This is a genomic window from Trinickia camelliae, from assembly GCF_053525655.1.
Genome location: NZ_JBCHAA010000016.1, coordinates 178,642 through 198,011, shown reverse-complemented (window position 1 = coordinate 198,011; position 19,370 = coordinate 178,642). Strand labels below are relative to the sequence as shown.

Here is a 19,370-nt window from a genome sequence, read left to right as displayed (position 1 = left end):
AGAAACATCCGCCGCCCGGCGGATGTCAAGAAAGTGAAAGCATGAGGCGAGGTTGGACGGCATTTTACCTCGCCGGTTCCAAGTGTTTGTAACAAATGGAGATTTTTTTGTCTGTGGGCTTACCCGCAGCCACCGCGTCGTCAAAAAACGACAGCCGGATCTGGCACCCTATATTGCGATTCCTTTACGAGCCACGCGCCACCTCGCTCTCCACGGAATCGATCATTTTTCCCAGTTTTGAGAAGCCCTCGGGAACCCCGCCGATGATACGCACTTCCCGCTGCGCAAATGGGATGGAGACGCCGTGTGCGGCGAAAAGCCGCCAGATGTTGCGGTTCACCTGCGAGCGCACGCCCGCCGTGCCTTTGGCGGCGTCTTCTATCCAGAAGCCGAGCTCAAGATCGATGCCGTCCGCGCCGAAGCCGACCAAGTAGGCGGTGGGCGCGGGCTCCGGCAACACGCGCTCGACGCCCTTCGCCGCGTCGGCGAGCAGCAGTAGCACTGCCTCGATATCCGACTCGTAGGCGACCTGCACGGCCACCTTCGCGTAGCCGCGCGTCTGGAACGACGAGTGGTTCTGCACGACGTCGGTGATGAGCTTCTCGTTGGGGATCAGCGTTTCGATGCCGTCGAGCCCGCGCACTGTCGTGTAGCGCGTGCTGATCTGCGTGACTTTGCCTTGCTGACCGGCGACGTTGATCGTGTCGCCGATCCGCAGCGACCGGTCGATCAGGATGATGAAGCCCGACACGTAGTTGCTCGCGATCTTCTGCAGGCCGAAGCCGAGGCCGACGCCGAGCGCGCCGCCGAACACCCCGAGCACCGTAATGTCGATACCGACGAGCGACAAGCTGATCAGCACGGCCGCAAGCACGAGCAGCGCACGCCCGACGCGCGCGAGCACCACCTTCAGGTTCGCGTCGATCGTGCTCGCCCGCATCACACGGTCTTCGAGCGCCGAGCCGAGCCACATCGCGACGATCAGCGTCACGCAGACCCAGACGATGCCCGTCGCGAGCGACAGCAGCGACATATGCGCGGTCCCGATATGGAAACGCACGGTGCTCATCCAATGGATCACATCGTCCTGAATGCCGAGCACCGTCAGCACCATGCCGATCCAGACCAGCACCGACACGACCTTTTCGGCGACGAAAAGCCAGGCGTGCGTCTGGCCGTCGCTGCTGAACACGCGCCGCCCGATGAAGAACAGGATGTAGATCAGCCCGATGCCGAAGAGCGGCACGACCGCAAGCTCGAGCAGCGACGTCGACATATAGCCGTCGAGCACCTCCTCGATCGACCAGACGAGCACGCCGCCCAGCAGCGGAAAGATCGCCTTGTTGAGGCTCTCGGCGCCGAAGCGCAGCGCTTGATAGCGTGTCTGCCGGCGCAAATCGAGCTTGCGGCGCACGAAACGCGCGAGGAACCACGCCACGGCCAGCGCGCCGACGAGCGCGCCGGCCTGCCAGATCATTACCGGCTGGCCGAAGTCGCGCACGAAGCCGCCCAGCATGTGCGAAAAGATACGGTTGTCAGTCAAAGCCATCGGAAACCTGCGCTACCTAACGTGCTTGAAGGGCCTCAACCGCGCCGCTCGAGCACTGCGGCGAAGAAGCCGTCGGTCGCATGGCGATGCGGCCATAGCGACAGGTAATCGCCCATTTCCATCTCGATGCGCTGCTCCGCGAGCACCGTGCCCGCAGGCACGAGCACGAACTCCGGATGCGCGGCGAGGAACTGCGCGACGATCGCTTCGTTTTCCTCTTCGAGCACGCTGCACGTCGCGTAGACGAGGCGCCCGCCCTTCTTCACAAGCCGCGCGGCGCTCTCGAGAATCGACGCCTGCTTGGGCGCGAGCTCGGCGATCGATTCGGGCGACTGGCGCCATTTGAGGTCGGGATTGCGGCGCAGCGTGCCGAGGCCGCTGCAAGGCGCGTCGACGAGCACGCGGTCGATCTTGCCGGCGAGGCGCTTGATCTTCGCATCGTGCTCGCTGTCGATCAGCACCGGGTTCACGTTCGACAACCCGCTGCGCGCGAGACGCGGCTTCAGCTTCGCGAGCCGGCGATCGGACACGTCGAACGCATACAGACGCCCGGTCGAACGCATCATCGCGCCGAGCGCGAGCGTCTTGCCGCCCGCGCCCGCGCAGAAGTCGACGATCATCTCGCCGCGCTTGGGCGCGACCAGCGAACACAGCAGCTGGCTGCCTTCGTCCTGCACTTCGATCCAGCCGTCTTCGAACGCCTTCAGCTTGGTGAGCGCGGGCTTGCCGGCGACACGCACGCCATACGGCGCAAACGGCATGGCGCCGGCGTCGATACCCGCGGCTTTCAGCGCGTCGAGGACCTGGTCGCGGGTCGCCTTGATCGGATTCGCGCGCAAATCGAGCGGAGCCGGGTAATTCAGCGCGGCGGCGAGTTGAGCCAGCTCGTCGGCCTCGAAACGCTTGGCGAGGGCTTCGACGATCCACTCGGGCAGGTTCGTGCGCACACGCAAGGGCAAGTTCTGTGGATCGATCTTCGACACGTGCTCGAGCCATGCGAGTTCGTCTGCAGAAACGAACGGCTTGAGCGCCGACAGCCCCATCGTCTGCATCAGGCCAAGCAGCGTCAGGCGCCGCGTCGGGCTCCCGCTGCCGCTTTCGGCGAGATGGGCGAATTCCATGCGCCGGCGCAGCACGGCGAACACCGCTTCGGCGATCACGCCGCGTTCATTGTGGCCAAGCTTCGGATGGGCGCGGAAAAAGCGGCTCGTCGTGGCGTCGGCCGGACCGGTGAGCTTGAGGACCTCCGCCAGAAGCGTTTCGGTTTGCCCGATCAAGAATCCATGCACGCGCGGACCGCCGTCCGCGCCGCTGCGGCCCGATGACGCGCGATTGCCCTGACCACGATTGCCGGCACCACGAGCGCCCGCGGCACGCACGCCCTCGGCGCCTCGCGAACGTTTTTGCCCGTTTCCGTTGGACCCCTTTCCTTCCTTCCCTTTCATATTTTTTCCCCGGCGAGTTGGTCGGAAAAGAGCCATTGCGGCTCAGGCGGCGTCAGGCTGACACGCAAGCCGTCGAGCGCGAGCCGCCCCTCGACGAACCAGCGCACCGCCCGTGGATAAATCACGTGTTCGTAAGTCAGCACGCGGGCAGCGAGCGCCGCCGCATCGTCGCCATCGACGACCGGCACCGCCGCCTGCACGACGATCGGCCCATGGTCGAGCTGCGACGTGACGAAGTGCACGGTCGCGCCGTGCAGCCGCACGCCGGCGTCGAGCGCCTGCTGATGCGTATGCAGGCCCGGAAAGCTCGGCAAGAGCGACGGATGCACGTTCAGCATCCGCCCGGCGTAGCGATCGACGAAGCCCGGCGTCAGCACGCGCATGAAACCGGCGAGTACGACGAGGTCGGCCCCGTAGCCATCGATGACGGCGGCGAGCGCGGCGTCGAAGCTCTCACGGTCTGGATAAGCGCGATGATCGACCACTTGCGTGGCAATACTGTGCGACGCGGCGAACGCAAGACCCGCGGCGTCGGGACGGTTGGCAATCACGGCGGCGACTTGCGCCGGCCAGCCTTCGTGCGCGCAAGCGTGCACGATCGCTTCCATGTTGCTGCCTCGTCCTGAAATCAGGATGACGATTTTTTTCATCCGCGGATTTTATCATTCGGGAGGCCCCAAACCGCCGGGGAGAGCCGCCATTTGCCCCGAACGTTTATAATCTTCTGCTTTGCGGCACTTGGCCGCCCCACCCCATCCGCTATCGTGAGAGTCTTCCGCGGTCTTCCCAATGCCGAAAGCCGGGCGCCCTGCGCGCTGACGATCGGCAATTTCGACGGTGTCCACCGCGGCCACCAGGCGCTGCTCGCCCACGTGCGCGCAGCGGCCGACGCGCGCGGCCTGCCCGTCTGCGTGATGACCTTCGAGCCGCACCCGCGGGAATTCTTCAATCCGGCCGGCGCCCCGCCGCGCATCGCGATGCTGCGCGACAAGCTGGAAGCGCTGCGGATGAACGGCGTCGACCGGGTGGTCGTCGAGCATTTCAATCACACGTTCGCGAGTCAGACGCCCGATGCGTTCGTCGAGCGGATCATCGTCAACGGGCTGCACGCGCGCTGGGTGATGATCGGCGACGACTTCCGCTATGGCGCGAAGCGCGCGGGCGATTTCGCGTCGCTGAAGGCTGCCGGTGCGCAACACGGCTTCGAAGTCGAGCAGATGGCGACCGTCGCCGATCCGACCGGCGCGCGCATTTCCAGCTCCGGCGTGCGCACGGCGCTCATCGCGGGCGATCTGGACACAGCGCGCTCGGCGCTCGGCCGCGACTATGCGATCAGCGGCCACGTCGTGCACGGCTTGAAGCTCGGCCGCGATCTGGGTTTTCCCACGCTGAACCTGCCGATCGCGCACAAGCGGCCGGCGCTCTCCGGCATTTTCGTCGTGCGCGTGCACGGCATCGCGCCCGAGCCGCTGCCGGGCGTCGCAAGCCTGGGCCTGCGCCCGACCGTCGACGATTCCGGCCGCGTGCTGCTCGAAGTTCACTTGCTCGACTGGCACGGCGACGCTTATGGCAAACTCGTGCGCGTCGAATTTCTGAAGAAGCTGCGCGACGAGGAGAAATTCATCGACCTCGAAACGCTGTCCAAGGCCATTGCTCGCGATGTCGTCAACGCGCGCGAGTATTTTGCCGCGCTCGGCGGCTCGGGCGGCAGCGCGCCCGGCAGCAGCGCAACGGGCTTTTCCACCTCGGCCACCGATCGAATTAGGTAGCCGCGCGGTGCGCGCCGGCGCCAAAGCCTGCACCCGCACCGCCAGAAAAACGCAGCAAGCACCGTACACGGCGTCGCGTCGGACACTCGGGAGACACCCGTACCAAAGCCCGACGCCACAGACGCCACGCCCAACACGACGCCCACAGCCGGGCGTCCACCGTTTTCCAGCGATCTCACCATGAGCAACAAGAAAGCCGATTCGAAACCCCAGGCCAAGTATCCGGTCAACCTGCTCGACACGCCGTTCCCGATGCGTGGCGACCTGCCCAAGCGCGAGCCGCAATGGGTCAAGGAATGGCAGGAGAACCAGGTCTACGAGAAGATCCGCGCGGCAAGCGCTGGCCGCAAGAAGTTCATCCTGCACGACGGCCCGCCGTATGCGAACGGCGACATCCACCTCGGCCACGCGGTGAACAAGATCCTGAAGGACATGGTCGTCAAGTCGCGCAACATGGCGGGCTTCGACGCGGCCTATGTGCCTGGCTGGGACTGCCACGGCATGCCGATCGAGATCCAGATCGAAAAGCAGTTCGGCAAGTCGCTGCCGGCGGCGGAAGTGATGCAAAAGGCCCGCGCCTACGCGACCGAACAGATCGAAAAGCAGAAGTCCGGGTTCCGCCGCCTGGGCGTGCTGGGCGACTGGGACAATCCGTACAAGACGATGAACTTCGCGAACGAGGCCGGTGAAATCCGCGCGCTCGCGAAGATCATCGAGAAAGGCTATGTGTTCCGCGGCCTGAAGCCGGTGAACTGGTGCTTCGACTGCGGCTCGGCGCTGGCCGAAGCGGAAGTCGAATACACGGACAAGACCGACCCGACGATCGATGTGATGTTCCCGATCGCGGAAGCCGACAAGACCGCTCAAGCGTTCGGGCTCTCCGCGCTGCCGCGCAATGAAGGCGGCATCGTGATCTGGACCACGACGCCCTGGACCATCCCCGCGAACCAGGCGCTCAACGTGAATCCGGAGATCGTCTACGCGCTCGTCGATACGCCGCGCGGCCTGCTGATCCTGGCGGAAGAACGCGTCGAAGCGTGCTTGAAGCAATACAAGCTCGAAGGCCACGTCGTCGCGACCACGACGGGCGCCAAGCTCGTGAACCTGCGCTTCCATCACCCGCTCGCTTCGTCGCACCCCGACTACAAGCGCACGGCGCCGGTGTACCTCGGCGACTACGTGACGACCGAGTCCGGCACGGGCATCGTCCACTCGTCGCCCGCTTATGGCGTGGAAGACTTCGAGTCGTGCAAGTCGCACGGCATGGCCGACTCCGACATCATCAACCCGGTGATGGGCGACGGCCGCTACATCGAATCGCTCGCGCTCTTCGGCGGTCTGTCGATCTGGACGGCGAATCCGAAGATCGTCGAAGCGCTCGGCTCGGCAGGCACGCTCCTGCACACCGAGAAGTACACGCACAGCTACATGCACTGCTGGCGCCACAAGACGCCGATCGTCTATCGCGCGACCTCGCAATGGTTCGCCGGCATGGACGTCACGCCGAAAGACGGCGGCCGCACGCTGCGCGAAACGGCGCTCGCCGCGGTCGACGCGACCACGTTCTACCCGTCGTGGGGCAAGCAGCGCCTGCACAGCATGATCGCGAACCGTCCGGACTGGACGCTCTCGCGCCAGCGCCAATGGGGCGTGCCGATGGCATTCTTCGTCCACAAGGAAACGGGCGAGCTGCATCCGCGCACGCTGGAGCTGCTCGAGGCCGTCGGGCAGCGCGTCGAGAAAGCCGGCATCGAGGCATGGCAGACGCTCGATCCGCGCGAGCTGATCGGCGACGACGCCAATATGTACGAAAAGAACCGCGACACGCTCGACGTTTGGTTCGATTCGGGCACGACGCACTGGCACGTGCTGCGCGGCTCACACAAGGATCAACTGCAATTCCCGGCCGACCTCTACCTCGAAGGCTCGGACCAGCACCGCGGCTGGTTCCATTCGTCGCTCTTGACGGCATCGATGCTCGACGGCCGCGCGCCGTACGACGCCTTGCTCACGCACGGCTTCACCGTCGACGGCGAAGGCCGCAAGATGAGCAAGTCGCTCGGCAACGGCATCGATCCGCACGAAGTCGCGAACCGGCTCGGCGCGGAAATCATCCGCTTGTGGATCGCGTCGACCGACTATTCGGGCGAGCTCGCGATCTCCGAGGAAATCCTGAAGCGCGTGACGGAAAGCTACCGGCGCATTCGCAACACGCTGCGCTTCCTGCTCGCGAACCTGTCGGACTTCGACATCGAGAAGAACGCACGTCCGATCGGCGAATGGCTCGAGATCGACCGCTACGCCGTTGCGCTCACGGCGACGCTGCAGCAGGACGTGCTCGCGCACTACGAGAAGTACGAATTCCACCCGGTCGTCGCGAAACTGCAGACGTTCTGCTCCGAAGACCTGGGCGGCTTCTACCTCGACGTGCTCAAAGACCGCCTCTACACGAGCGCGCCCGATTCGGCCGCGCGCCGCTCGGCGCAGACGGCGCTTTATCACATCGCGCAGGGCCTCCTGCGGATGATGGCGCCGTTCCTGTCGTTCACCGCGGAAGAAGCGTGGAAGGTGTTCCAGCCGGGCCGCGACACGATCTTCACCGAAACGTATTACGCATACCCGGAAGTGCCGGGTGCGGCGGCGCTGCTCGACAAGTGGTCGCTCCTGCGCGACGTGCGCGGCAACGTGACGAAGGCGCTCGAAGAGGCGCGCGTCGCGAACCAGATCGGTTCGTCGCTGCAGGCTGAGGTGCAGATCCGCGCGAGCGGCGCGCGCTACGACGCGCTCGCGAGCTTGAATGACGACCTCAAGTTCATGCTGATCACGTCGGCGGCGACCGTCGTCAAGGTCGACTCCGAAGCCGACGAAGGCGTCGAAGTCGTCACCTCGAAGTACCTCAAGTGCGAGCGCTGCTGGCACTACCGCGAAGACGTCGGCGCCAACGCCGAGCACCCCACTCTTTGCGGCCGCTGCGTCTCCAACCTGTTCGGCAGCGGCGAGACCCGGAGCGCGGCATAATGGCGAAGACCATGTCGAAGCAAGCAAGCGGGACCCTCGCGCCGTGGCTGGGCATCGCGCTGATCGTGATCCTGGCCGATCAGTTGACGAAGATCGCGGTGTCGAAGGTGTTTGCCTACGCCGTGCCGTACTCGATCACGCCGTTCTTCAACTTCTTTCTCGTGTTCAATCGCGGCGCGGCGTTCAGCTTTCTCGCAGCGGCTGGCGGCTGGCAGCGCTGGGCGTTCACGCTGCTCGGCGTCGCGGCCGCGGCCGTGATCTGCTACTTGATGAAGCGCCACGGCAACCAGCGGCTCTTCTGCACGTCGCTCGCACTGATCATGGGCGGCGCGCTCGGCAACGTGATCGATCGGATTGTGTACGGCCACGTGATCGACTTTCTCGATTTCCACGTCGGCGGCTGGCACTGGCCCGCGTTCAATCTCGCCGACAGCGCGATCACGATCGGCGCGATCTTGCTTGTGCTCGACGAATTGCGGCGCGTGCGCGGCGCGCGCTAAACGCGCCTTCGCTTTCGGAGACCTTCGTTGGCAACCGCAGAACTCGCAGGAAAACACCTCGTACTGGGCATGACGGGCGGCATCGCCTGCTACAAGATCGCCGAGCTGACGCGGCTCTTGACCAAGGCCGGTGCGACCGTGCAAATCGCGATGACCGAAGCGGCCACGCAGTTCATCACGCCGGTCACGATGCAGGCGCTCTCGGGGCGCCCGGTCTACACGAGCCAGTGGGATGCGCGCATCGACAACAACATGCCGCATATCGACCTTTCGCGTGAAGCGGACGCGATCGTAATCGCACCCGCTTCGACCGATTTCCTCGCAAAGCTCGCCCACGGCATGGCCGACGACCTGCTCTCCACGTTGTGCATCGCGCGCGACTGCCCGCTGCTCGTCGTGCCCGCGATGAACCGCCAGATGTGGCAGAACCCGGCGACGCAGCGCAATGTCGCGCAACTGCGCGCCGACGGCGTGCTCGTGCTCGGCCCGGATTCCGGCTCGCAGGCCTGCGGCGAAGTCGGCGATGGCCGCATGATCGAGCCGGAAGCGGCGTATGAGGCCATCGCCTCGTTCTTCCGGCCCAAAGTGCTTGGCGGGCGGCGCGTCCTGATCACGGCGGGCCCGACCTTCGAACCGCTCGACCCGGTGCGCGGCATCACGAACCTCTCCAGCGGCAAGATGGGTTTTGCGCTCGCGCGCGCAGCGCAGCAGGCCGGCGCGGACGTGCATCTGGTGGCCGGCCCGGTCGCGCTCGATACGCCTTGGGGCGTGTTCCGCGAAGACGTGCAAACGGCCCAGCAGATGCACGACGCCGTCATGCAGGCGGTAGCGGATTGCGACATCTTCATCGCGGTCGCCGCCGTAGCGGATTGGCGTGTGGATCACGTCAGCGAACATAAAATCAAGAAGACGGCCGACCGCAAAATGCCGAGCTTCACATTCGTAGAGAATCCGGACATCCTCGCGTCGGTGGCAAAGCTGCCGCATCCGCCGTTCTGCGTCGGTTTTGCTGCGGAAAGCGGCAACCTAGACGTGAACGGTGAAGAAAAGCGCGTCCGCAAGAACGTGCCGTTGCTGATCGGCAATCTTGGCCCGCAGACGTTCGGCCGCGACGATAATGAAGTGGCGCTGTTCGAAGCCGGTGGTGTGACAAAGCTGCCGCGCGCAGACAAAACGACGCTCGCGCAAACGCTGATCGACGAGATCGCTCGCCGACTGCCGGACACGAGCCTGATTTCCTAAGCGGGGAATGGACTAGCGGCTTAACTCGGAGCGGTACTGCCATGACGCTACTTTCCGTGCTCGATCAAACGCCCGTGATCGACGGGCACTCGGTGGCCGACGCGATTGCCGCCACTCTCGAGCTCGCGCAGCTCGCCGACGATCTCGGCTACACGCGCTACTGGTGCGCCGAGCACCACGGCCTGCGGGGGGTTTCGAACCCTTGTCCCGAAGTGATGCTGGCCCGGCTCGGCAGCCTTACCAAACGCATCCGCATCGGCTCCGGCGGCATCATGCTGCCCTACTACAGCCCGTTCAAAGTCGCCGAGCAGTTCCTGATGCTCGAAGCGCTGTTCCCGAACCGCGTCGATCTCGGCGTCGGACGCGCGCCCGGCGGCGACATGCGTACTGCCCAGGCGGTCGCGGCCGGCCAGTACAACCGCGGCGAAATCTTCGCCGAACAAGTCGCCGATCTCGTCGCGCTAATGAGCGGCAAGCTGCCGCTCGACCACGTCGCGCAAGGCGTGCTGCTGCAGCCGCAAATCGCGACGCGTCCGCAACTGTGGATGCTCGGCTCGAGCGATTTCGGCGGCATGCTGGCGGCCCGGCTCGGCATGCGATTTGCGTTCGCGCATTTCATCAACGCGCATTTCGGGCATCAGGTCGGCGAGGCGTATCGAGATCGCTTCACCCCGGGCCACGAAGAGAAGCCCTACCTTGCCGCATCTGTCTTCGTCATTTGCGCGGACACGGAAAAGGAAGCCGCCGAGCTGGAACGGGCCGTCGACCTGCGCCGCGTGCAAATGGCGTACGGCCTGAACGCGCCGATTCCGTCGATCGAACAAGGCCGCCTTCAAGAGTTCGGCGAGCGCGACCAGCTCGTGATCGATCGCGAGAAACCGCGCAGCATCATCGGAACGCCGGAATCCGTGACAGCGCGCCTCGCGGAAGTGAAGGACCAATTCAACGCCGACGAACTGGTCATCCTGACCGTCGCAGGCAGCTATCGCGCCCGGCTGCGCTCATACGAACTCCTCGCTCAAGCTTTCGAGCTCGGGCGCGACAACCCAACCGCTTGACCCTCACTCAACAAAGCCTGCATGAAACTCGACCTGAAGATCCTCGATGCGCGCATGCGCGACCAGCTCCCCGCCTACGCGACGACCGGTAGCGCCGGCCTCGATTTGCGCGCGTGCCTCGACGAACCGCTGACACTGGAACCGGGCCAGACCGCACTGGTGCCGACCGGCCTCGCGATCCACGTCGGTGATCCGGGCTACGCGGCGATGATCCTGCCGCGCTCGGGTCTCGGGCACAAGCACGGGATCGTGCTCGGCAACCTCGTCGGGCTGATCGATTCGGACTATCAGGGCCAGTTGATGATTTCGACGTGGAACCGCGGACACACCACGTTCACGCTGAATCCGATGGAGCGCCTCGCCCAGCTCGTGATCGTGCCGGTCGTGCAGGCGCACTTCAATATCGTCGATGAGTTCGACGAGAGCGACCGCGGCGCAGGCGGATTCGGAAGCACGGGCAAGCATTGATGCCGCGAAAGGGGCGTTGCGCCCCTTCGAACGGACAGGACCGCTGAAAAGCAAAACGGCGCGGGGATGAACCCGCGCCGTTTTGTTTCTATCGCCTACGAATCACGTTCGCGCGTCACTCGACCTCGACCGTCTCCGGATTCGCATTGCGCGGCGCAGCGTTTTCGTCAAACGTGAGCAACACCTTGTCGTTTTCGTCGACATCGACCGTCACGCGGCCGCCGCTCATCAGCTTGCCGAACAGCAACTCGTCGGCCAACGCGCGGCGGATCGTGTCCTGAATCAGACGCTGCATCGGACGCGCGCCCATCAGCGGATCGAAACCGTGCTTCGCGAGGTGCTTGCGCAACGCATCGGTGAAGAGCGCATCGACCTTCTTCTCGTGCAGCTGATCTTCGAGCTGCATCAAGAACTTGTCGACCACGCGCATGATGATTTCTTCGTCGAGCGAACGGAAGCTGATCGTCGCGTCGAGGCGGTTGCGGAACTCAGGCGTGAACATCCGCTTGATATCGGCCATTTCGTCGCCGGTTTCGCGGCGGCTCGTGAAGCCGATCGTTCCCTTTTGCATCGACTCGGCGCCCGCGTTCGTCGTCATGATGATGATGACGTTGCGGAAATCCGCCTTGCGGCCGTTGTTGTCGGTCAGCGTGCCGTGGTCCATCACCTGCAGCAGCACGTTGTAGATGTCCGGGTGCGCCTTTTCGATTTCGTCGAGCAGCAACACGCAGTGCGGCTTCTTCGTGACGGCCTCGGTCAAAAGCCCGCCTTGGTCAAACCCGACATATCCCGGCGGAGCGCCGATCAAGCGGCTCACCGCGTGACGCTCCATGTATTCCGACATATCGAAGCGGATCAGTTCGATGCCGAGCGTGAACGCGAGCTGGCGCGCAACTTCGGTCTTGCCGACGCCCGTCGGCCCCGAGAACAGGAACGCGCCGATTGGCTTGTCGGTCTTGCCGAGGCCCGCACGCGCCATCTTGATCGAAGCGGACAGCGCGTCGATCGCCGGGTCTTGCCCGAACACGACGCTCTTCAGGTCGCGATCGAGCGTCTGCAGCTTGCTGCGGTCGTCCTGCGACACGCTCTGCGCCGGCACGCGTGCGATCTTCGAGATGATTTCCTCGATCTCGCTCTTGCCGATCGTCTTCTTCTGCTTCGACTTCGGCAGGATGCGTTGAGCGGCGCCGGCTTCGTCAATCACGTCGATCGCCTTGTCCGGCAGATGACGATCGGTGATGAAGCGCGCCGACAACTCAGCCGCCGCCGACAACGCCCCCGACGAATACTTCACGCCGTGGTGCTCTTCGAAGCGCGACTTCAGCCCGCGGAGGATCGCCACCGTCTGTTCGACAGTCGGCTCGGTCACGTCGATCTTCTGGAAGCGCCGCGAGAGCGCCGCGTCCTTTTCGAAGATGCCGCGATATTCGGTGAAGGTGGTCGCGCCAATGCACTTGAGCGTGCCCGACGACAGCGCCGGCTTCAGCAGATTCGATGCATCGAGCGTGCCGCCCGACGCGGCGCCCGCGCCGATCAGCGTATGAATTTCGTCGATGAACAGAATCGCGTGCGGACGCTCTTTCAATTCTTTCAGCACCGTCTTGAGACGCTGCTCGAAATCGCCGCGGTACTTCGTACCCGCGAGCAGTGCGCCCATGTCGAGCGAATAGACCTGTGCGTCCGCGAGGATATCGGGCACTTCACCGCGCGTGATGCGCCAGGCCAAGCCCTCGGCGATCGCCGTCTTGCCGACGCCGGCCTCGCCCACGAGCAGCGGATTATTTTTGCGACGGCGGCACAGCACCTGCACCACGCGTTCGACTTCCAGCTCGCGCCCGATCAGCGGATCGATGCGGCCGTCTTTCGCCATCTGGTTCAGGTTCTGCGTGAACTGCGCGAGCGGCGTTTCCTTCTGCGCGGCGGCTTCGTCGGCTTCGGCGTTCGCGTCGCTCGCCTTGGCGGCGTCGCTGCTGCTCGTCTTCGCAATGCCGTGCGAGATGAAATTGACGACGTCGAGGCGCGTCACGCCCTGCTGCTGCAGGTAGTAGACCGCATGCGAATCCTTTTCGCCGAAGATCGCGACCAGCACGTTCGCGCCGGTCACTTCCTTCTTGCCGTTCGAGGTCGACTGGACGTGCATGATCGCGCGCTGGATCACTCGCTGAAAGCCGAGTGTCGGCTGCGTATCGACGTCGTCGGTGCCGGGAACAGTGGGCGTGTTGTCGTGGATGAAATTGCGCAGGTTTTGGCGCAGATCCTCGATATTGGCCGCGCACGCACGCAACACCTCTGCTGCCGTCGGGTTGTCCAACAACGCCAGCAAAAGATGTTCGACCGTTATGAACTCGTGCCGCGCCTGGCGTGCTTCCATAAACGCCATGTGCAAGCTCACTTCCAGTTCCTGGGCAATCATGCTTCCTCCATCACGCACTGCAGCGGATGCCCTGCCTGCCGTGCGTGGGTAACGACTTGCTCGACCTTGGTCGACGCGATGTCTCGCGTGTAGACCCCACAAACTCCCCGCCCCTCGCGATGGACCTTCAGCATGATCTGCGTCGCGGTCTCGCGGTCTTTATTGAAATATTCCTGCACGATCATCACGACAAATTCCATTGGCGTGAAATCGTCGTTCAGCAACACCACCTTATACATGGAAGGCGGTTTCAGCTTCTTTTCCTGCCGCTCCAGTACGGTGCTGTCTTGCTTGTCCGGAATAATCGCCATACACCCATTCTAAACAACTCGGACAGGCCCGCAATCCTGTCAAAACCCGACCGCCTGGCCGGTGGCTCAATCGCTGCCGCCCGACGGTCACCCCATCGCGCACGCTTGCATTCTCGCGGCCGATCGCGGCGCCGGCCTTCGACATCGCCGAGGTTCGTTGCCGCCCCGTCAGCATAGTCGAGTCGAGTATCGCACATCGCGTGCCGACCGGCTGAGAGCCCGTCCCGGCGCGGCCCGTGACCCCATGTGCGTCGATTATGCGTCTTTTCAAGATCCAGCGCTTGCGCCAGCGCACATATGAAAAGCGGGAAAAACCCTAGAAATGCTTTTGATACAACGCTCCACACAACGTCTCAAAATTCACTTGACACTCGAATAAAGAGATCCAACAATCAAGCTGGCACTTTTTTTCAGCTGGCCGCAGCAGGTGCGTAGGTACGAAAAAATGCCGAGGTGAGCTAGTGAGGAGGGGGCGGCTGCATTCCGTGGCCGCTGAGCTTTTCGAGCGTGCTCGTGGTAGGACATGAGTTACAGGGGAAGTTGGTATGGCAACTGGTACGGTCAAATGGTTCAATGACGCGAAAGGCTTCGGATTCATCACGCCCGACGAAGGCGGCGAGGATCTGTTTGCACACTTCTCGGCCATCCAGATGAACGGTTTCAAGACGCTCAAGGAAGGCCAGAAGGTCAGCTTCGAAGTCGTGCAAGGACCTAAAGGCAAACAGGCATCGAACATCCAGGCCGCCGCCTGATAACGTTCGATTCGCTGTGCTTTGGAAACCCGGCCTCGTGCCGGGTTTCTTTTTGGATTATTGATATCTCAAAGCCGCGTCAAATCCCCACATATCAAAATAGCGCTTTGACGTTGTTTCAGATCACTTTCAGCGTGCCCATCATGCCGAGATCCTCGTGCTCGAGGATGTGACAGTGAAACATGCGTTCGCCGCGCATCGATTGCATCGTCGCAATTCGCACGATCTCTCCACGCTTCACGTTCACCATGTCGCGCCACGCGCGAAACGGCTCGGGGGTCGTCACGCCATCCGACACGCGCTCCACTATTTGGAACTGCGTGCCGTGTAGATGGAACGGATGATCCATGTCGGTGCGATTCTCGATCGACCATAGCTCGACCTCGCCGCGGCGGCTGGTCAGCGTGACGCGGCTCGGGTCGTAGGTTGTGCCGTTGATCATGAAGCTCATACCCGCCGGCATCCCGTGATTCGATGCGCCAGGACGGTGCATTGCGGCCATGTCCATCTGCTCGGAGAACACGACGGATTTACGTGCCGTGGGCGTGGCAAGCGTTGCGATCGTGCGCAAATGTCTCGGCAGCATGCGCTGCGCCTGAGTATCGGCGCGCGGCGTATCGACGACCGATGCCTCGACATCCTTCGCGTCGGCGGCGGGCGTGAATTCGACGTCCGCGAGCGCGCGCGACGGCTCGGGCGGCAAGCTGCCGTGCGACATCGCCATCTTGCTCCGGTCGTAGACGGCCGCGGTCAGCACCGCGTGCGACGGCGCCCCACTCGCACGCCCTGCGCCCTCCGCACTCGCTGCGCGCACGATCAGTTCGGCGCGCTCGCCCGGCACCAGCAGCAGTTCCGTCAATCTGTCGCGCGGGCTTTCGAGCAAGCCGCCATCAGTGCCGACTTGGGCGAAGCGGCGGCCGTCGTCGAACGTCAGACGCACGTAGCGCGCGCTGCTCGCGTTCCACACGCGCCAGCGCTCGTCTTGCGACACGACGATTCGCGGCCTCCTCACACCATTGACGAGCACGAACTGCCCTTCCCGGCCGTTCATCCAATCCATCATGTCATTCGGCGCGATCGTGCCGTCGGCGGCCAGCTTCAGGTCGCTGATGAACAGATGCCGCTCGGGCCACTCGGCAAGCGGATCGTCGGCGGCTCGCACGATGATCGGCCCCGCGAGGCCGCGATAGACCTGCTCGGCCGTCAGCATGTGCGGATGCGGGTGATACCAGTACGTGCCCGCGCTGCCACGCGGCAGCGTGAAGCGGTAGACGTGTGTCGCGCCCGGCGCGACCGGCGTCATCGGGTTGCCGTCCTGATCGGGCGGCACGGGCATGCCGTGCCAATGAATCGTCGACGGTTGCGGCAAGCCGTTGACGAAGGCGATCTCGACCGTGTCGCCTTCACGAACGTCGATCAGCGGGCCGACCACGGGACCATCAATCGCGCTTCCGGATAACGCGGACGGATCGTCGCCATATAGCCAGAACGACGTCGTCGTGCCCGGCAGCAACTCGAGCGAATGCGGCTTCGCGACCAGCGTCGCGCGAAACACGCCACGCTCGCGGCTTTGGTTGGCCAGCGTACGCAAGGCCGGCAACGATGCGCCAGCTGGCAGCGCATTGGCGGGCGCGAGCGCCGCGGACGTCATCGGCATCTTGCCGGCGGGCATCGACGGCATGGCCGGCATGTCGTGCATCTCCATCATGTCGTGTGCATGCTGCTGGGCGAATACGTCGCGAGCGAACAGCGACGCGGCCGCCACGCCAAGCGTGCGGGCCAGAAATTCTCTGCGAATCATCGAGGGTTCCTTATTGCAAGCGAAGCGCGTGCAAATCGCGCTTCGCGATTGACCGTTTGCGAAAGGGGCAAGGTGCGGACGCGTCGCGATGCGCTTCGGTCCGTAGCTGTCGTGCCAATGAAGGCTTCGAATTGCCCCATCGAGTGGCGCAACGGTCAGGCGATAGGAGGACGCCAAGGCGGCGCGTGTGCGAGGCTCGCGGGTTCGGCGTCGGTCGAGATCGAGGGTGCGGACGCCGCGGCTACGTTCGGCGAGAAATGAAACGCGCTCGGCAATGCGCCGCAGTGAAGTCCGCAGGCGATGCTGCAGCAAGCATGCCCGCAGTCATGACCGGCTATGTCCTTGCCCGTGGTGCAGTGCGCGTCTTGACGAGGCAATGCGGCGGACCTCGAGAGCGCCGCGTCGGCGTGATGCACCGCAGAGACATTGCCCGTCGCAGGCAACACGGAAAGCTCGCCGCCTGCAGCGCCCACTTGATGTGCGAACGCGCCCGTCATCGCAAGCGACGACAGCAGGAAAACCAGAAGAATGCGCGACACCCACTTCATGAATGCACCAAAAAGCAAAGCCCTCGAACGGACTTGTTGACGCTAGGGCGAATGAAACCGGATCCACCGAATGATATCGCAACGCGCTCCGCACACTCGGCCGTGCCATCGATTAACTCAAGCCAAATGCACGAACCTCGATATTTCTCGGAAACAAACTCGCACCAAAAGTTAAACCCTAAAAATATCAATGAGTTATTTCGCAAGCCAAGCGATTGCACTGCAACGCGCTTAATAAACCGGAAGTCGAGCCGTTAATAACGATGCAGCACAAGAAAGACAACTCGACGATCCAATTGCAAGCTTAGATTCGGCTTTAATTTTCTTGCAAATCGCTTTCGTGTCCGCAGGCAATTCTGCGATTTCGATTTCACATGGGATCGCGACGGCACGCCGAAAACATCGAGGAGAAACCGCAAAAGCTCGTAAATCGGCGCGAGACGTTGCTTCAAGAAGATGCATCCCCAAGCCATGGGTGGCGAATCACAATAAACAATATTTCCGAGATATGACCAAACTTAAAGCGAAATCACTAAAACCGGCCAAATCGAGATTGGCGCTTGCCGTTACCGGCGCTTTGGCCTTTTCTATTCTCACGGGCTGCGGGGGCGGCAGCAGCGGCAGCGCCTCCACTTCAACGAACAATTCCGCCACCCCCACGCAAATGACGGGGACCGTGGCAATCGGCAATGCCATCGCCAACGCGAACGTCACGGTGATCGACGTGAACGGCAACAGCGCGAGCGCCACCAGCAACAGCTCGGGCACCTACACCGTGTCGCTGAGCGGCCTCACCGCACCGTTCATGGTCGTGGCGGCCGATCCCTCGGGCGTGAACCCGACGCTGGTCTCGGTGGTGTCCCAATTGCCGAGCGGCACGAGCGCGCCCGTCGTCGCCAACGTCACGACGCTGACCACCGCCGTCGCCTCTTTGCTGACGACGAGCGGCAACCCGCTCGACCTCTCGGCAAGCGGCAGCCTCAAATCGCTCGTGACGCCGTCGTCTGTGTCCAGCGCGGTCGCGACGCTCGATAGCGCACTGGCACCGATCTTGAGCGCAAACGGCCTCAGCGCTTCGTTCGACCCGATCGGCACCGCGTTCACGCCGAACCAGAGCGGCCCCGACGCCGTCATCGACTCGGTGCAGATCGTGCCGAATCCCTCAGGCGGCACGGAGCTCGTGTCGAGCGCGAATCCGTCGGCCGGCATTCCGCTGGTTCAGGGCACCACGGTCTCGACGCCGCTCGCCGCACCGCCCGCTCCGGCCAATTACCTGACCTCGCTGATCTCCACGCTGAGCCAATGCCTGGCGTCCTCGTCGACGTCGTGCTCGGCCATCGATGCAAGCTACCTCGAAAACGGCTTCACCAGCTTCGCGACGGCGCATCCGTCGCTGACGGCGTCCGGCGCGACGCTCGGCATGCCGCACACGATCAAGTTCTTCACGGGCACCAACGGCAAGCAACAGGCGCTAATCGCGCTGCCCTACACGCTGAACGGTGCGAACGGCGAAGACGTCACGGTCGCGCAGGAAACCGGCAGCGGCACGTGGGACATCATCGGCAATCAGGAGCAGTACAACGTCACGATCACGTCTTACGTGAGCCGCCGTATTTTCGTCGACAGCGCCGATGCGCCGTTCGGACGCTACGAATCCGGTATCGGCATCACCATTCCGGCGGGCGCGGCGGGAACGCCGAATCCCGCGAATCTCGCTTCCGCATCGGTGACGGGTCCGGGCATCAACGGCACGCTCTATCTGGTGCCGCGCAATGCAACGGGCAACAGCACGCTCGGACTGACGAGCCAGGCGCTCACGAGCGTCCCGACGGGCGGCGTGACGACGAACTCGAACACCAACCTCTATCGCTGGTCTTGGGCGGCGCTGCCCGGCGCGACCTCGACGTTCACGCCGGGAACGAACAGTCTCGGCTTCTACACGCCGCAGCCGATCGCGGTGTCGAACGTCCCGCAATTCGCGACGTACACGGTCACGTTCTACGACGCCACCGGCAATCAGCTCGGCAGCACGAGCGTCATGAATATCACGCCGACGGCCGCCGCTTCGGCGGGCGCGAGCGTGCCGTGGCAGTCGCTCACGACCAGCACGCTGAACTCGGTCCTGATGCCTGGCGGCTCGCTCGCCACCACTGCGCAGACCTCGATGAGCTTGTCGTGGTCGAACCTGATCAACAATCAGAACATCGCACCGCTGGTGGCGAAAGCGCAGGTTCAGGCGGTGCCGGGCACGGGCGTGACGCCGTCGACGGAAGTCGATGGATGGTGGGTCGGGCCGACGCCGTTCGCGGCCAATGGTCAGTACACGGAGTCGGTGACGGCCGGCGTGGCGCAGAACAACGTGCAGCAATGTACGAGCACGTGCGCGTTCCCGTCGTTGGTCGTCGGCGCTTCGCGCCTTGCCGAGTTGTACTGGACTGTCGGCAAGACGGCTTACTACAACGAGTGGAAGTACACCGATTGATCGGAAGCTGATGT

At 63.7% G+C, this 19,370-nt stretch carries 16 protein-coding genes; 8 read left to right on the top strand and 8 right to left on the bottom strand.

All coding sequences use genetic code 11. The features are described 5' to 3' along the window. Positions 1–184 precede the first annotated feature (184 nt). From AAHK20_RS25070 to purN, 3 genes are read right to left on the bottom strand one after another with little or no spacing between them, the layout of a single operon-like run. Positions 185–1,549, bottom strand: coding sequence for a mechanosensitive ion channel family protein (locus AAHK20_RS25070; protein ID WP_449184197.1), 1,365 nt, complete (start codon positions 1,547–1,549; stop codon positions 185–187). 35 nt (positions 1,550–1,584) lie between these two features. Next, a complete protein-coding gene (locus tag AAHK20_RS25065; protein WP_449184196.1) occupies positions 1,585–2,994 on the bottom strand; it encodes an RsmB/NOP family class I SAM-dependent RNA methyltransferase in 1,410 nt (469 codons plus the stop codon). Beyond that, on the bottom strand, positions 2,991–3,644 hold the full coding sequence (gene purN, locus AAHK20_RS25060) for a phosphoribosylglycinamide formyltransferase (RefSeq protein ID WP_449184195.1): 654 nt from the start codon (positions 3,642–3,644) through the stop codon (positions 2,991–2,993). The genes AAHK20_RS25065 and purN overlap by 4 nt, the downstream gene beginning before the upstream one ends. 114 nt (positions 3,645–3,758) lie before the next feature. Here purN and AAHK20_RS25055 point away from each other — a divergent pair, with 114 nt between their 5' ends. The 6 genes from AAHK20_RS25055 (at position 3,759) to dut (ending at position 11,049) form a co-directional block, all read left to right on the top strand. Further along, positions 3,759–4,763, top strand: a complete 1,005-nt coding sequence (locus AAHK20_RS25055; RefSeq protein ID WP_449184194.1) for a bifunctional riboflavin kinase/FAD synthetase — start codon at positions 3,759–3,761, stop codon at positions 4,761–4,763. A gap of 180 nt (positions 4,764–4,943) precedes the next feature. Next, positions 4,944–7,781, top strand: coding sequence for an isoleucine--tRNA ligase (gene ileS / locus AAHK20_RS25050; protein ID WP_449184193.1), 2,838 nt, complete (start codon positions 4,944–4,946; stop codon positions 7,779–7,781). After that, positions 7,781–8,281 carry a signal peptidase II gene (lspA, locus tag AAHK20_RS25045; protein ID WP_449184192.1) on the top strand — a complete coding sequence of 167 codons (501 nt, stop codon included), beginning with the start codon at positions 7,781–7,783 and terminating at the stop codon, positions 8,279–8,281. The genes ileS and lspA overlap by 1 nt, the downstream gene beginning before the upstream one ends. A gap of 27 nt (positions 8,282–8,308) precedes the next feature. Continuing rightward, positions 8,309–9,523, top strand: coding sequence for a bifunctional phosphopantothenoylcysteine decarboxylase/phosphopantothenate--cysteine ligase CoaBC (gene coaBC, locus AAHK20_RS25040; RefSeq protein ID WP_449184191.1), 1,215 nt, complete (start codon positions 8,309–8,311; stop codon positions 9,521–9,523). A gap of 41 nt (positions 9,524–9,564) precedes the next feature. After that, positions 9,565–10,581, top strand: coding sequence for an LLM class flavin-dependent oxidoreductase (locus AAHK20_RS25035; RefSeq protein ID WP_449184190.1), 1,017 nt, complete (start codon positions 9,565–9,567; stop codon positions 10,579–10,581). 21 nt (positions 10,582–10,602) lie between these two features. After that, positions 10,603–11,049, top strand: a complete 447-nt coding sequence (gene dut, locus AAHK20_RS25030; protein ID WP_449184189.1) for a dUTP diphosphatase — start codon at positions 10,603–10,605, stop codon at positions 11,047–11,049. A gap of 115 nt (positions 11,050–11,164) precedes the next feature. Here the strand turns inward: dut and clpA are convergent, their stop codons facing one another. Then, positions 11,165–13,462, bottom strand: coding sequence for an ATP-dependent Clp protease ATP-binding subunit ClpA (gene clpA, locus AAHK20_RS25025; protein ID WP_449184188.1), 2,298 nt, complete (start codon positions 13,460–13,462; stop codon positions 11,165–11,167). Beyond that, complete coding sequence (gene clpS, locus AAHK20_RS25020) at positions 13,459–13,773, bottom strand: ATP-dependent Clp protease adapter ClpS (RefSeq protein ID WP_137331330.1); 315 nt, start codon at positions 13,771–13,773, stop codon at positions 13,459–13,461. Before clpS ends, clpA begins: the two co-directional genes overlap by 4 nt. Positions 13,774–14,318: 545 nt before the next feature. Between clpS and cspD the strand changes: the two genes are divergently transcribed. Beyond that, positions 14,319–14,525 carry a cold shock domain-containing protein CspD gene (cspD, locus tag AAHK20_RS25015; RefSeq protein WP_017776809.1) on the top strand — a complete coding sequence of 69 codons (207 nt, stop codon included), beginning with the start codon at positions 14,319–14,321 and terminating at the stop codon, positions 14,523–14,525. Positions 14,526–14,643: 118 nt separating this feature from the next. On the opposite strand, the gene AAHK20_RS25010 is transcribed toward cspD, so the two are convergent. The 3 genes from AAHK20_RS25010 to AAHK20_RS25000 form a co-directional block, all read right to left on the bottom strand. Further along, complete coding sequence (locus tag AAHK20_RS25010) at positions 14,644–16,326, bottom strand: multicopper oxidase family protein (RefSeq protein ID WP_449184187.1); 1,683 nt, start codon at positions 16,324–16,326, stop codon at positions 14,644–14,646. Positions 16,327–16,481: 155 nt separating this feature from the next. Beyond that, positions 16,482–16,874 carry a hypothetical protein gene (locus tag AAHK20_RS25005; RefSeq protein ID WP_449184186.1) on the bottom strand — a complete coding sequence of 131 codons (393 nt, stop codon included), beginning with the start codon at positions 16,872–16,874 and terminating at the stop codon, positions 16,482–16,484. Between the two features lie 483 nt (positions 16,875–17,357). Beyond that, the gene (locus tag AAHK20_RS25000; RefSeq protein WP_449184185.1) at positions 17,358–17,570 is read right to left on the bottom strand and encodes a hypothetical protein; all 213 of its coding nucleotides are present in this window, start codon (positions 17,568–17,570) and stop codon (positions 17,358–17,360) included. Here AAHK20_RS25000 and AAHK20_RS24995 point away from each other — a divergent pair. Next, on the top strand, positions 17,551–19,356 hold the full coding sequence (locus tag AAHK20_RS24995; RefSeq protein ID WP_449184184.1) for a hypothetical protein: 1,806 nt from the start codon (positions 17,551–17,553) through the stop codon (positions 19,354–19,356). The two genes, AAHK20_RS25000 and AAHK20_RS24995, sit on opposite strands and share 20 nt — an antisense overlap. The last annotated feature ends 14 nt before the right edge of the window (positions 19,357–19,370 follow it).

Bases quoted from the DNA above. Each gene is read 5' to 3' on its own strand.
- AAHK20_RS25070 (WP_449184197.1), bottom strand. From the start codon at position 1,549: ATGGCTTTGACTGACAACCGTATCTTTTCGCACATGCTGGGCGGCTTC.
- AAHK20_RS25065 (WP_449184196.1), bottom strand. From the start codon at position 2,994: ATGAAAGGGAAGGAAGGAAAGGGGTCCAACGGAAACGGGCAAAAACGT.
- purN (WP_449184195.1), bottom strand. From the start codon at position 3,644: ATGAAAAAAATCGTCATCCTGATTTCAGGACGAGGCAGCAACATGGAA.
- ileS (WP_449184193.1), top strand. From the start codon at position 4,944: ATGAGCAACAAGAAAGCCGATTCGAAACCCCAGGCCAAGTATCCGGTC.
- lspA (WP_449184192.1), top strand. From the start codon at position 7,781: ATGGCGAAGACCATGTCGAAGCAAGCAAGCGGGACCCTCGCGCCGTGG.
- AAHK20_RS25035 (WP_449184190.1), top strand. From the start codon at position 9,565: ATGACGCTACTTTCCGTGCTCGATCAAACGCCCGTGATCGACGGGCAC.
- dut (WP_449184189.1), top strand. From the start codon at position 10,603: ATGAAACTCGACCTGAAGATCCTCGATGCGCGCATGCGCGACCAGCTC.
- clpA (WP_449184188.1), bottom strand. From the start codon at position 13,462: ATGATTGCCCAGGAACTGGAAGTGAGCTTGCACATGGCGTTTATGGAA.
- clpS (WP_137331330.1), bottom strand. From the start codon at position 13,773: ATGGCGATTATTCCGGACAAGCAAGACAGCACCGTACTGGAGCGGCAG.
- cspD (WP_017776809.1), top strand. From the start codon at position 14,319: ATGGCAACTGGTACGGTCAAATGGTTCAATGACGCGAAAGGCTTCGGA.
- AAHK20_RS25010 (WP_449184187.1), bottom strand. From the start codon at position 16,326: ATGATTCGCAGAGAATTTCTGGCCCGCACGCTTGGCGTGGCGGCCGCG.
- AAHK20_RS25005 (WP_449184186.1), bottom strand. From the start codon at position 16,874: ATGAAGTGGGTGTCGCGCATTCTTCTGGTTTTCCTGCTGTCGTCGCTT.
- AAHK20_RS25000 (WP_449184185.1), bottom strand. From the start codon at position 17,570: ATGGCATTGCCGATTGCCACGGTCCCCGTCATTTGCGTGGGGGTGGCG.